Source organism: Schaedlerella sp., from assembly GCF_056796775.1.
The window spans coordinates 25,674-39,852 of record NZ_JBQIKP010000004.1 but is presented as its reverse complement, the minus strand read 5'-3'; the positions used below and the strand labels follow the sequence as shown (position 1 = coordinate 39,852).

11 protein-coding genes are annotated in these 14,179 nt (G+C 47.4%); all 11 read left to right on the top strand.

Going from position 1 to position 14,179, the window contains the following annotated elements; genetic code table 11:
• Window positions 1-75 precede the first annotated feature (75 nt).
• The 11 genes from ACTOY7_RS03305 to ACTOY7_RS03255 all read left to right on the top strand — a co-directional run bounded on the left by ACTOY7_RS03305 (window position 76) and on the right by ACTOY7_RS03255 (window position 14,120).
• Window positions 76-3,165 (top strand): glycoside hydrolase family 3 C-terminal domain-containing protein, encoded by a 3,090-nt coding sequence (locus ACTOY7_RS03305; protein ID WP_482671238.1) that lies wholly within the window; start codon window positions 76-78, stop codon window positions 3,163-3,165.
• A gap of 16 nt (window positions 3,166-3,181) precedes the next feature.
• Entirely contained in the window at window positions 3,182-3,616 is a 435-nt protein-coding gene (locus ACTOY7_RS03300; RefSeq protein WP_482671239.1) for a hypothetical protein, read from the top strand.
• Window positions 3,617-3,676: 60 nt separating this feature from the next.
• On the top strand, window positions 3,677-5,158 hold the full coding sequence (locus tag ACTOY7_RS03295) for an MFS transporter (protein WP_004082762.1): 1,482 nt from the start codon (window positions 3,677-3,679) through the stop codon (window positions 5,156-5,158).
• Between the two features lie 74 nt (window positions 5,159-5,232).
• Window positions 5,233-7,104, top strand: coding sequence for a leucine-rich repeat protein (locus ACTOY7_RS03290; RefSeq protein ID WP_482671240.1), 1,872 nt, complete (start codon window positions 5,233-5,235; stop codon window positions 7,102-7,104).
• Window positions 7,101-7,319, top strand: coding sequence for a hypothetical protein (locus ACTOY7_RS03285; RefSeq protein WP_160281562.1), 219 nt, complete (start codon window positions 7,101-7,103; stop codon window positions 7,317-7,319). The genes ACTOY7_RS03290 and ACTOY7_RS03285 overlap by 4 nt, the downstream gene beginning before the upstream one ends.
• Complete coding sequence (locus ACTOY7_RS03280; RefSeq protein ID WP_482671241.1) at window positions 7,316-8,692, top strand: MBOAT family O-acyltransferase; 1,377 nt, start codon at window positions 7,316-7,318, stop codon at window positions 8,690-8,692. The genes ACTOY7_RS03285 and ACTOY7_RS03280 overlap by 4 nt, the downstream gene beginning before the upstream one ends.
• A gap of 22 nt (window positions 8,693-8,714) precedes the next feature.
• Window positions 8,715-10,028, top strand: a complete 1,314-nt coding sequence (locus ACTOY7_RS03275) for a hypothetical protein (RefSeq protein ID WP_482671242.1) — start codon at window positions 8,715-8,717, stop codon at window positions 10,026-10,028.
• A 106-nt stretch (window positions 10,029-10,134) separates the two neighbouring features.
• Window positions 10,135-11,586, top strand: coding sequence for a family 43 glycosylhydrolase (locus ACTOY7_RS03270; protein ID WP_004082753.1), 1,452 nt, complete (start codon window positions 10,135-10,137; stop codon window positions 11,584-11,586).
• Window positions 11,587-11,611: 25 nt separating this feature from the next.
• Window positions 11,612-12,319: a LytR/AlgR family response regulator transcription factor gene (locus tag ACTOY7_RS03265; protein ID WP_004082751.1), complete on the top strand. Its 708-nt coding sequence runs from the start codon at window positions 11,612-11,614 to the stop codon at window positions 12,317-12,319.
• Entirely contained in the window at window positions 12,316-13,629 is a 1,314-nt protein-coding gene (locus tag ACTOY7_RS03260) for a sensor histidine kinase (protein ID WP_285823857.1), read from the top strand. Before ACTOY7_RS03265 ends, ACTOY7_RS03260 begins: the two co-directional genes overlap by 4 nt.
• A 17-nt stretch (window positions 13,630-13,646) precedes the next feature.
• A complete protein-coding gene (locus tag ACTOY7_RS03255) occupies window positions 13,647-14,120 on the top strand; it encodes a hypothetical protein (RefSeq protein ID WP_482671243.1) in 474 nt (157 codons plus the stop codon).
• Window positions 14,121-14,179: the final 59 nt, after the last annotated feature.

Sequence of the window (14,179 nt, the reverse complement as noted above, 5' to 3'; positions counted from 1 at the left end):
TGACGTTCCTGGCCATCTGCCGGAAAAAAGACATGCTATAATCCTTACATCAAAAAGAGAAAGGGAGAGAAAGAGATGAGTTACAGAAAAAATCTTTGGCGGGGCTTGTCCACCTGCACGGCATCATTGCTGGCGGTTTCTCTGGCAGCAGGTCCGCTCGTAGACAGCTATCGCACGGACATTGACAAATTCCTTGGAACGAAAAGCAGCATGATGATCACGGAAAATAAGGACGGAGAAGATTTGTATACTTACAAGTCGGATTATTCCAGCACCACGGAACTTCTGGATTCCATCGAAGATCTGGGGGAACGTATGAGTGAAGAGGGCACGGTCCTGTTGAAAAATGAAAACAATGCCCTTCCGCTTACTGAGGACGAGACACAGAAAATTTCCCTGCTGGGCTTTTCCAGTTATTATCCGGTACAGGGCGGCGATATGGGAAGTTCCCTGACAGCCAATGGCGGGGGCGGAACAGACAACGGCGGAACAGACGCAGATACGGTAGATTTTGTACAGGCATTGTCTGCAAAGGGCTTTGGCATGAATGAAAAACTGCAGGAGCTTTACAAAGGTCTGGAATCGAGCTTTAAGACAGAGATCGATATGTGGGGAAATATCATGGAATATTACCACATTACCGCTCCGGCGACAGACGGTGTTTTTTCCAGCAAAGAGCCGTCTCAGGAAATCATGGACAGTACGGATCCTTCATGGAAAGACAGTATGGATGATTACAATGTGATGCTGGTGACCATTGCGCGTTCTTCTACGGAAAACGGAACCTATCTGCCGGGAGAGACGGGCGTAGACCCGTCACAGAATCTGAACCAGACAGATCCTTTGGGACTTTCCGATGACGAACGTGATCTGATCAATGCGGCAGTTGAGGCGAAAAAATCAAACGGCGGAAAAGTGATCGTGCTTCTGAATAACGCAAACGCCATGGAAATTGACGAGATCAAGAATCATACCGGTGTGGATGCGATCATGGAGATCGGCCTGCCGGGAGGATATGGTTTCTATGGAATCGCAGATGTCTTAAGCGGGGAGGCAAATCCTTCCGGCCATCTGACGGATACCTATGTTGTGAAGAATGCAAATTCTCCCGCGGCACAGAATTTTGGCAATTTCGCATGGACAAACCCGGATCCGTCTACCAGCACCAATTCTTTTGAGGTAGAGGCGGAAGGGATCTACACGGGATATAAATATTACGAGACCCGTTATGCGGATGTGGTGCTCGGGCAGGGAAATGCTGCTTCTAAAGCAGGAAGTACCACAGGCGGCGCATGGGATTATGACAGTGAAGTTTCTTATCCATTTGGTTATGGGCTGTCCTACACGACTTTTGAGCAGGAACTGGAAAGTGTGGAGGTAGATCTGGATTCCAAAACAGTGACCGCAGAAGTAACAGTGACGAATACCGGTGACGTTGCGGGAAAAGATGTGGTACAGTTCTATACATCTGTTCCATATACCGAATATGACAAAGAGCATCTGGTAGAAAAATCGGCAATCCAGCTTCTGGATTATGAAAAGACAGATCTCATTGAGCCGGGTAAATCCGAGAAGGTGACCATCACGGCAGACGCGCAGGATATGGCAAGCTGGGATTCCACCTGCAAAAATGAGGCAGGGACTGCGGGAAACTGGATTCTGGATGACGGAACTTATTATTTTACCGTAGGAAACGGAGCGCATGAGGCGGTCAATAATGTGCTTGCGGCACAGGGCGCGGCAGCAGACGGGGACGAGGGAAATGTAAAGACATGGGATTTAGACAACTTTGATTCGGAATCTTTTGCGGTGACATTAAACGGAACTCCGGTAGAAAACCAGCTTGCAGACGCAGATCTGAATTACTATATGCCTGATACGGTCACCTATCTGACCAGAAATGACTGGGAGGGCACCTGGCCGAAGACTTATCAGGATCTGACGGCGACGGATGAGATGCTGGATATTATGGACAATGACATCCGTGAGATTACGGCCCAGGGCGACCCTGAGTCTGTCATATTCGGCGCAGATAATGGCCTGACACTGGCTGATTTAAAGGGCGTGACAGATATTGAAGACGAGCGGTGGAGCCAGCTGATCGACCAGATTGAACTGGAAGAGGCTTTGATCCGTACTGCATTTGGCGGAACAAGCACGAAGATCATTGAATCCATCGTATCTCCTGAGGTCATTCAGAACGACGGACCGAACGGTTTTAACTCCTATCCTCTGGGACAATATGCCAATAAGGATGCTTCCACAGGCGACCCCTGTGCAGTCGATCCGGATGACCCGAACCTGGGCTACAGGATGGGGGTTATGGGAAATGGCACAGTTATGGGGCAGACCTTCAGCAAACAGCTCATGGAAGAATGGGGCAAGGTGATCGGAAACTATTCCCTGTGGGCAAATACAACGATTTTCTGGGGGGCAGGCACGAACCTTCACCGTGTACCGTACAATGCGAGAAATCATGAGTATTTTTCAGAAGACGCAGTGCTGACAGCAGGACAGGCTTCCACATTCATTGCCGCGGGACAGGAATACGGAACCATTATTGCGCCGAAGCATCTGGCATTTAATGATACGGAGATCAACCGGACCGGTATTGCCGCGTTTATGACCGAACAGGCGGCAAGGGAAAATGAACTCAGGGGGACACAGGATTGTATCGAAGAGGCAGGCGCCCTGGGTGTGATGTCCACCTATAACCGTGTGGGATGTACACAGAGCAATGCCCACGAAGGACTGCTCCTGAACATTCTCCATAAGGAATGGGGCTTCAAAGGCCTGATGTCGGAAGACTTCATTCAGGACCCGAATTATACGGTATTAAAAGAGGCCGTACATAACGGCGTGACCATGACCTGTAATACAGGTGACAACAATATCGAGGCAGTCTCTGCAAAATGGCCTTACTGGACCGTGGAAAATGTAAGCCAGGACGAGACTCTGCTTCAAGACTTGAAACAGGTGATGCTGTATCAGAATTATGCGCTGGCGAATTCCAATGCAATGGACGGTATGTCTACCAGTACCCACATCGAAAAGGTCAATACATGGTATGACAACCTGGTATTGGGCCTGAGAGCCGGATTTGGCATTCTGACAGTTCTTTGCATCGCAATGTATCTTCTTGGAATGAAGAAGAAAGAGCAGTAGGAAAGGGGAAAATGAGATGGGCGAGAAAAGAAAGATTGGTATCGGATATATCCTGACAGTTTTGACGATGATCGTGACTGCCGTATCACTGTTCCTTTATCTGCAGAACTGTAAGACAAATTATTTTGCAAATATGGGCGTTGACACGACAGTGGCTGCATGCCTTGTGGCTGCGGTGGTGCTGGAAGCATTGATGCTGGCTTTATCCATGAAGCAGGGTGAGAAAGCGTATCTGGACGCGATCCCGGTAGTGTGCGGAATCCTGACGGCTGTTGCGGCAATCCAGTTTATCGGAAGCAGGATTGCGGGCGCGGCTTCCATTATGACCTTTGAAAGCAATGCAGAAAATATGGCGGACCTGAACAATGCCATTGTTGCCATGGCCTGCTGCGTGATCGCATTATTACTGGTGATGATCAGTTCCTTCTTTAAAGTTGTGAAAGAAGCATAAATATGGAAGTTTGGAACTGCACGGTAATACCGCTGCAGTTCCAGAAAGGAATGAAGAAATATGAGCAGTCAGAAAAATGATTTTTGGAGCAGTCCGCTGACTCGTTCCAGGATTACGGCCTCGGATGTCAGGACACCGGAGATGCTTCTGGGCTATTTTATCGGCCCTTTCGGAGCGCTGCTTTCATCCGGTATATTTACCAGCATCCTGCAAAATTATTTTACGGATGTTCTTCGTCTGGATCTGACGTTTCTGACAACCCTGCAGTTGTTCTCCACCATTCTGATCGTAGCGGCAAACCTGATCGTGGGACAGTTGATCGAGCGGACAAAAACCTTTGCCGGAAAGGCAAGGCCCTGGATCTTGCTTTCCGCGCTGACCCTGTCGGCGGCCAGCGTCCTGATGTTCATTGTTCCCTTTGAAGGGGCGGCAAAGCTGGTCTGGGTTGCCATTGCCTACAACTTGTATTATGCAGTGGCGTATCCAATCTATAATACGGCAAATTCTACGTTGGTGCCGGTGTCTACAAGGGACAGCCAGAAGCGGGGCGCATTGGCTTCCTTTACCAATGTGGCGGGCCTGGGCGTTATGGGATTTGGCTCCATGGTATTTCCGATTTTAGTGTCCTTTGCGTTAAAAGATAATCAGGCATTGTGGTTTATGGTTATGCTGGCGGTTGCCGTATTTTCCGCGCTGACCATCTATCTGCAGTTTATGTTTACCAGAGAGCGTGTGACAGAGGAACTTATGGCGTCCGGTGGGAAAGAACCGGATGGAAAAGCGGCGGAATCCGTGTCCTTGTCCGCACAGCTGAAAGCCGTTGCAAGCGAGAAAATGTGGTGGACCGCAATTCTGTTCTACCTTGTATTTCAGTGGAGCGGCGCCATCAAAAATGGCTCCATGTCCTTCTTTTGTAAATGGGTATTGGATAATACTTTTTTTGGCTCCGCCGATGCATGGGGGGCTTCCCAGTCTCTTTTGAGCATTATGGGGGCGATTCCGATGGCTCTGGCAGTTGTGGTCGTGGTTCCGCTGTGCAATAAATTCAGCAAGAGAGTGGTTGTATTTATCGGAATGGTGATCGGTGTGGCAGGCGGTTTGATCGCCGGCCTGGGAAACGGAAGCATTGTGCCGGTAGCAGCCGGCGTTGCGCTGAAATGCCTGGGGTCTTCTCCGGCGGCTTATGTGATTCTGGCAATGCTGGCAGATGTGATCGACCATATTGAGTTTAAGGAAGGGATGCGTACCGATGGATTGACAATGTCTATCTATAGTTCTATCATGGTAGCAGGGACTCCAATCTGTAATTCCATCTTCAGCGCAGTCCTGAATTTCAGCGGATATGTGCAGGATGCGGATGTGGCGCTGGGGACGGCGGCACAAAGCGCGGCAGTGCAGAATGCGATTTCGATCAGCTATATCTGGGTGGAGACTGCTGCTTATGCGGTTTGCGCGGTGCTGATCTTCCTGTTTACGGTGGAAAAGAATCTGCCGCAGGAGCAGGCGCAGATTGCGAAGAGGAAAGAACGGGAAGTGGGATAATGTCTTAAGTGCAGTGGATGGAGTACCATCTGCTGCATTTTTGTAGTAGTCAGTTACGGATAGAGGAGGGCGCAATGGAAAGAAAACGGCATATTGTTTCATGTGTCCTTTGGGTTTGTATTGCCTTTGGTGTCATGGGATGCGGCAAAAGGGCGCTGGAAGAAAAGGATTTCTGCCATCTTGTGCTGGAAGAAGGGGAAGGTTTTTTTGTGGAGGAAAGTGCCCTGACGGTGGAACGGGGGAAGGATGCGTCTTTTGAGATGATCCTGGAGGATGGATATGAACTGCAAAATGTGAAATATGGAGATGACAGGGAAACAGGAAGTGCTGCCCACAATTATTCCGTGAAATATGATGGGGATGGCAGAGCGCTTACTTTGACGCTGTATGACGTTCGATATTCCGAGACTGTGCAGGCTCGGGTTGAAAAAAGTGATGTGGTCATCCGGTATCATGCCAATGGGGGCCGCAGATGTGAAAGCAGGGATATGGCGGATGAAGGATATGGGGAGGATGGCGGCGGGGATGAAGTCCCGGTTGCTGTTGTGCGTTCCCATTTGCGGCCGAATACGTCGATTGGTACAGATTTATTTGAGAGGACCGGCTATACGCTGATTGGCTGGAATACAAAGCAGGACGGGAGCGGGACTCAGATCGGGCTTGGCAGCAGGGTGGATACTCAGGAGGGGATGTTACTCTATGCGCAGTGGGTTCCCTGGACAGATGCGGCTCTTTTTGAGTATGAAGAACAAGGAGAATTTGCACGGATTATAGATTATCAAGGGCAGGAAGATACGATCTGTATTCCGGCAGAACTGGATGGAAAGAAGGTACGGCGGATCGCAGAAGGGGCATTTGCAGGTGTGGATTGCAGAAGAGTGATTTTGCCGCCGGGAATCTATGAAGTGGAAAACAAAGCGTTTGAAAGTGCATCGCTGCAGGAACTTTATCTTTATGATGATATTTCCAAGATCAGCGATCATGCATTTGCAGGATGCGGGCAGTTTGAAACGCTGCATATCAATGCAATAGAGCCGCCGGTATATAGCGGAAATTATTTTGACACCTTCCAGGACAAATATGACAGGCTTTTGCAGTTGAAGGATCAGAAAAAAATCGTATTGTTTTCAGGTTCTTCTACCCGGTTCGGCTATGACAGCGCTATGATCGATGAGGCGTTTGAAGAGTATGAGGTGGTGAACATGGGAGTGTTTGCCTATACTCCGGCGCTTCCGCAGCTGCAATTGATTCTGGAATGTATGCGGGAAGGAGATATTCTGATCCACGCGCCGGAATTTGATGCCAGCAACCGGCAGTTCTGCGGGCAGAAAGCTTTGGATTACGCCACATTTGCCATGATGGAATCAGGTTACGATGTGTTTACAAAGCTGGATATCCGGGATTTTGAGCAGGTATTTACCGCATTTTCTTCTTACAATGCCGGGCGGGAAGGAATGGAAAAGAAAAATTATAAAATCTCTGCGTCTCATTATGATGAGGATGGTATTCCGGTAGAAGAAGACAGCTATAACGAATATGGGGACTATTGCCTGTATCGGCCAAATTCTGCAGAAGAACAGCCAATCTATGGCCTTCCGGTGCATTATACAGTCAATGCGTTTCCAAAGGGACAGTATATTGAGCCGTTAAATGCGGTGTATGAGCAGTTTTTGGAAAAAGGGGCTGACGTTTATTTTACATATTCGCCCCGTAACCAGTATGCCGTGTCAGAGGAGAGTACACCCGAAGAACGCGCGCGGCTGCATCAGTATTTTCAGGAGAACCTAATTGTGCCGGTGATCACGGAACTGGAGGATTCTCTGGTTTCCGGGGTGTATCTGTATGGGACGGATAACCATCTGTCTACCGAAGGGGTGGAGATCCGGACCAGGAGGATCATTCAGGAATTGAAAGAAGAAATGGAAAAGGAACAGGATGAGAAATGAAGATCGGAATCATTTGCATTATTTGTGAGTTTTTTACTGTGGCCGGAATTTTGTATGCGCTGGTCTGCGGCGCTAAACTTCAGGAAATTTTGGCGGGGGTGCTTTTGATGCTCTTTGTGAGCCTGCTGGTCGTCCGGGCGGGCAATAAGAGAAACGTGAAGAAGGCGATCGGGCCGCAGAGCGGACCGGCCGTGAAAAATGAGGAAAATATATGAATTTTACATCTTTGGAATTTATCACTTTTTTTCCGGCGGTCCTGATTCTTTATTGGATCATGCCGGGACATAGAAGATGGATCCTGCTTTTAGCGGCAAGCTACCTGTTCTATATGGACGGGAGCCTCAGATCAGGGGCGCTGCTTTTGTTTACTACAGGGGTATCCTATACGGCCGCATTACAGATGGAGAGAATCCGACGTGAGAAAGGGGCGGGGGCAAAAGAGATTAGATTGTGGATGCTGTTAGCTCTTGTCTGCTGTCTGGGGTGTCTGGTGATTTGGAAGCGAAAAGGCTTTCTGGTTGTAGGAATTTCGTTTTATACATTCCAGACATTGGCCTATGTGCTGGATGTGTACCGCGGACAGATCCGATGTGAACGGCATTTTGGATATTATGCATTATTTGTCTCTTTCTTTCCTCAGTTGGTCGCCGGACCGATTGAACGGACGGAAAGACTTCTTTTGCAGTTAAAAAAAGTACAGGTCTGGAATCGAAATGATATTATTGATGGGGGCTGGCTTATGCTCAAGGGCTTCTATAAAAAACTGGTGGCAGCGGACTATCTGGCGGTTTTTGTGGATGTTGTCTATGCTTCGCCGGGGGAGGCGGGGGGACTTGGGGCAGTCCTTGGGACTTTATGCTTTGCGGGGCAGATTTATTGTGATTTTTCCGGCTATACGGATATTGCGCGGGGGACGGCGCTTATGATGGGAATCCGTCTGACAGAAAATTTTAATAATCCATATGGGGCGGAAAATATCCGGGAATTCTGGCAGAGATGGCATATCAGCCTGACAAAATGGTTTACGGATTATGTGTATATTCCGCTGGGAGGCAGCAGGAGCGGTAAACTGATCCGCTGCAGAAATATCATGGTGGTCTTCCTGCTGAGTGGGTTATGGCATGGGCTGTCCTGGAATTACGCAGCCTGGGGGCTGCTGCATGGAGTCTGTTTTTTAGCGTATACATTGTGGAATGAAGTCTATCCGTCCAAAAGCGGCATGTATTTGCCTGGCCGGTTTGTTACATTTGGATTTGTCTGCTTTGCCTGGATCTTCTTCCGGGCAGAGAATATGAGGGAGGCAGGGCAGGTCCTGGGGCAGATCCTGTTCCACTTTGCGGATCTGGGAATCTTAGAGACACTGCAGTCCATGCAGATACAAGGAATCGATTTATTGCTCCTGCCGTTGGCGCTGGGCTGCCTGCTGCTTGTGGAACAGATGCCGGATACAATCTGTAGGGCCAGGACATTAAAAGAGACCGTAAAAGTATCATTTCTTGGATTTTATATGGTAAACGCGATTGCCATTTCCTGGCTGGTTGGAGCCGCGGCGGACAGAGGAAATTCTTTTATTTATTTTAGGTTTTAAGTGTGGATTCGGGGGTAAGGACATGGAGCGGACAGCGAAAAAAGCGGTACTTATCATAACATGGGTTCTTCTTCTTGCGATACCTGTATTTCTCATTGTATGTGCCCTCTGTCTGCCTGCCAGGTACGAAGAAACATTTTTAGGTGAACTGAGAGAGAAATGCAGGCGTCTGGAGGAAATCGAAGGGAAGCGTATCATACTGGCGGGAGGGAGCGGTATTGCTTTCGGCTATGACAGTTCGATGCTGGAGGGGGCATTCCCGGAGTACCAGGTTGTAAATTTCGGGATGTATGCAGGGCTTGGAACGAAAGTGATGCTGGATTTATCTGAGGGATCCGCTCGGGAAAATGACATTGTGATCCTGTCGCCGGAGCAGGAGGCACAGACTCTTTCGGACTATTTTAATGGAGAAGCCATGTGGCAGGCGGCGGACGGGGAATTTTCGCTGCTTTTCAAGATCAAACGCGGGAACTGGGGGCAGATGCTAGGGACGCTGCCGGGTTTTGCGGCAGACAAATTCCGTTATCATTTACATGGGACAACGCCTGAGCCGGAAGGGATATATCGGAAGGATTCGTTTAATGCATACGGAGATATTGACACAAAGCTGTGTGGGCAGAATATCATGCCGCAAGGATACGACAGGAACACTCCAGTTCGTTTTACAGACGATGTCTGGCAGGAGGAGTTTATAGAGTATATGAATACCTATGCCTTACAGCTTGAGAAACAAGGGGCAAAAGTCTGGTACCGGTTCTGTCCGGTCAATGCGTTGGCAGTAGTGCCAGGGGATATGTCCGCATATTACGAAGCGCTACAGACAAAGCTTTCTTTTCCGGTCATCGGGAACCCGAATGACAGTGTAATGGATGCGGAATGGTTTTATGATACAAATTTCCATCTGAATTCCAGCGGGAAGATTGTGAACACGATCCAATGTATTCGGGATATAAAAGCCATGCTGGGAGAAAGTACGCAGACGGCATATGAATTTCCAAATAAACCGGAAATGCCGGCGGATACGGGAGGAGATTTGGAGGAACAGCCAGAAATACTGTATGCAGATATTTATGCGGGAAATGAGGACATCCAGGCTATCACGATACCGAAGGAGGTTGCACTGATTGAGGACGGCGCATTTGAAGGTTGCAGCCGGTTACAGGCGATCATACTTGAAAATGAACAGCCATCAGAAATCCGTCCGGGGCAGGGATTACTGCGTGGAACAGATGCGGATATCTATGTAATAGACAAGGTATTGCCGGATTATCGGCTGAATTATTTTTGGTCCATGTATGCAGGAAGGATCAAGGCACAATCCACGTTAGAAAAATGACGTTTTACGTCAGGAAAAAGCATCAGTCGAAAAAAAAGTTATAATAATCCATTATAAGCGTGGACGAAACACGAAATAACAGATAAAATGGAGTGGAGGTTCTAAGATGAAAACAAAACAAGCATTTAACCCGTATCTGCCAAGTTATGAATATGTACCGGATGCTGAGCCGCATATTGTGGATGGCCGTGTTTACATTTATGGTTCCCATGATCTGTTCAACGGCCTGAATTTTTGCCTGGGGGACTATGTGTGCTGGTCTGCCCCGGTCGGGGACTTAAGTAATTGGAGATATGAGGGCTGTATTTATAAGAGGGAGCAGGATCCGGCGGCGCCCAGGATCCGCCTGACGAATGGGCTGGCGGCTCCGGATATGGTACAGGGGCCGGACGGAAAATACTATCTGTATTATTTCATGGGCGGCACAAAGATGATCTCTGTGGCAGTCTGCGATGAACCGGCAGGAAAGTATGAATTCTATGGATATGTAAAATATGAGGATGACGTGCCTGTAGGCAAAAAGAATGAACCATTTCAGTTCGATCCGGGAATCTTCATGGATGACGACGGACGGCTGTATATGTACAGCGGTTTTGCGCTGGCGGGGAATCCCATTCTTCTGGACGGCTCTAAACCGACGGAGCATGGCCCCATGTGCTTTGAACTGGATCCTTCCGATATGCTGACGGTGAAAAAAGGCCCTGTGTATATTGGGATTGCAGGAGAGAAGGAAGCGCCCGGGACCCCTTATGAGGGACATCCTTTCTTAGAGGCAAGTTCCATGCGTAAATTCAATGGAACCTATTATTTTATCTACAGTTCCCTGAACAGCCATGAACTTTGCTATGCCACAAGTGACAATCCCACCAGCGGTTTTTCGTACGGGGGGATTCTGGTCAGCAACGGAGACATCGGAATGCCGGGCGTGACAGACGTGAACCATGCAAAAAATTATACGGGAAATACCCACGGGAGTATTATTGAGATCAATGGAGAATATTATATATTCTATCATCGCCACAGCAACCGGAAGCAGTCTTCCAGACAGGCCTGCGCGGAGAAAATTCGTTTCGAAGACGGAAAATTTTATCAGGCGGAACTGACATCCTGCGGGCTGAACGGAAAGCCGCTGTCTGGAAAAGGGCATTATCCCAGTTATATCGCCTGTAATTTATATGGAAAAAAGGGAACCAGATTTTTAAGCATGATCAAGCATCCAAAGAGAGGCTACCCCTACTTTACTCAGGACGGTAAAGACCGTGAATCAGGAGATGACCAGTATATTGCGAACATGGATGACGGCGCGGTGGCAGGGTTTAAGTATTTTGACTTAAGAGAAACTTCCAAGATCAGGATTAATATCCGTGGAAATGCCTCTGGCATGGTTTATATCCGTACTGCGGAGAATCAGGAGCCGGTGGCAAAGATTGAGGTAAAACCGACAAAAGATGTGCATGGTTTTGTCTCGGAACTGAAAGCACCTGGAGAAAAGCAGGCGTTGTTTTTCAAATATGAAGGAAGAGGAAGCTTTGACTTTATTTCTTTTGATCTAGCATAAGAATGGCTGCAGCGAGGGACAGTGTATGATACACATTGCGATTGTAGAGGATGACGTCCATGATAAAGCCCGGCTGAAAAAATGTCTGAAAAGATATGAAGAGGAAACCCAGCGGCGGTTTGAGGTGACCGAATTTTCGGACGGCGAGGACATCATTACAGAGTATATGGCAAAATATGACCTGATACTGATGGATATTGAAATGACCTTTATGAATGGCATGAGTGCGGCCCGGCGGATTCGGGAAATGGATCCGGACGTGGAACTGATCTTTATTACAAATATGCCCCAGTATGCAATCCAGGGCTATAAAGTAAATGCATTGGACTATCTGTTAAAGCCGCTCTCCTATTTTTCATTTACGGAGACCATGAACAAGGCACTGAAACGGATTGGGACATCGGAGAAAAAATATGTCGTGGTTGCCACAAAGGGAGGAAAAATGAAACTGGATATTTCCGGCATCTGTTATGTGGAGGTGCTGGATCATCTTCTGCTGTATCATACCACCGAAGGAATTTATGAGGCCCGGGGAACGCTGAAAGATACACTAAGCCAGCTGGATGAACGTTTTTTCAGCTGCAGCAGGAGTTATGTAGTGAATCTGGATTATGTAGAGCATTACCGTGGAAACGATCTTACGGTGAACGGTGATGTCCTTGCCATGAGCCGGGGCAGGCGGAATGCATTTCTGGACGCGCTAAATGCACATATGAATGGAGAGTGGGGATGAAAGGAGCGGAAATCTTGAATACACCGGGATATTACTATGCATTTGCCTATTGGATGTCCGCATTTGTGATCATCTTCATTTATCACGATAAGCCGCGGCAAAAAAAACATTGGGCAGGAGATGCGGCGGCATTTGTGATCCTGCAGGTATTCATGTATCTGACAGACGGCGTGGCAAAGTTCCTGTTCATACCGTCTATGCTGCTGATCATCTTTCTGGTGCTTTTATATATACGGATAAATTGTGATTTTACGTTAAGGGAAACAGGATATTACGGGGCTACAGTGCTGATCAATGCGGAGTTTGCCGCATCCCTCTGCTGGCAGATCTACTATAACTTTGCGTTCGATATTCCAAAGGATTATCAGGTTTTCTGGCGCGTTGGAGAAATGGTCCTGGTCTATGGCCTTATTTATGCGGCGATTTATTTTCTGGAGCGGCATCTGCGCAAGGATATTGAGGAACTTCGGCTTACCGGCCGTGAACTGCTGAGCGTATTTGTGATTGTGCTTATGGTATATAGTGTCAGCAATATGAGTTATGTGGATACGGAATGGCTGTTCAGCAGCGCCATGAGCAGGGATATCTTTATTATCCGTACGTTGACGGACTTCTGCGGGATCTGTCTCCTTTATGCCTATCATATCCAGGTACGTGCGATGCAGATGCGGTTTGAAATGGATACCCTTCAGAATATCATGGAAATGCAGTATAAAAGTTATCAGATGTCACAGGATAATATTGATATGGTGAATCAGAAATATCATGATTTGAAGCATCAGATCACACTGCTGAAGGCAGAGACAGAAACGCAAAAATCCGTGGAATATCTGGAGCAGATGGAACGGGAGATTAAAAGTTATGAAGTGCAGAACAAGACAGGAAACAAAGTGTTAGATGCTGTCCTTACTATCAAAAGCATGGCTTGCCAGGGGAAAGGGATTGAACTGAAGTGCGTGGTAGAAGGGGATCTCCTCTTCTTTATGGATGATATGGATGTCAGTGCCTTGTTTGGAAATATGCTGGACAATGCCATAGAGTCCGTGGAAAAGCTTCCGGATGAGCGGATGCGGCTGATCCGTCTCTATGTGGTTCGGGAAAAGCAATTTCTGCGAATCTGTACGGAAAATTACTGTACGGAACAGATTCAGTTTAAGAAAGGCATGCCAGTGACTACAAAAAAAGATAAGCGTCTCCATGGATTTGGGATGAAGAGTATCCAAAGTACAGTTAGGAAATATGACGGCTCTGTGATGGCTGCTCTGAACTCGAACTGGTTTGAGGTGAAGATTTTAATACCGATTCCTTAGGAGAAAAGGAACAAGCATTGTTAGTATGTGATATCAGTCCCTATCATGAAAAAAACAGTCCAAATATAGAGTCAATGGTAGATGCTTTTTCAATTGTGGCACATATCCCAATCCTAGAAGAAAAAATATATGTGAAGCAATGTATAGGAAAAAATAAATGTTCTAAAAAAGATGGATTTGTTATTCAAAAAGAAGGTCAGGAACGAGCAGAGATGAAAAACCTTATGGCGAATATTATAGAACATTGTCAGGACAGGGGGAGTACTACCACTATGACAGAATCGGATGAAGATGCAGAAAAAATGGAGGAATATCTAAAACGATTAGGACTTCATTATAACAGTGACTGGCTGTATAAGCGGGGAGAGTATTATAAGGAATTTCATAAGACGAAACCGCAGAGAGGTATAGCACCAACATTGATTGACTGGATGTATATTGAGATTGATTATCAAAAATTTATGGAGGATAAGAAACAATATTTGGTCTGAGATAGTCAGGGATTTATAAGGTCATATTTAGAGAAAGGGACGGTTTACTTCTGGAAGAA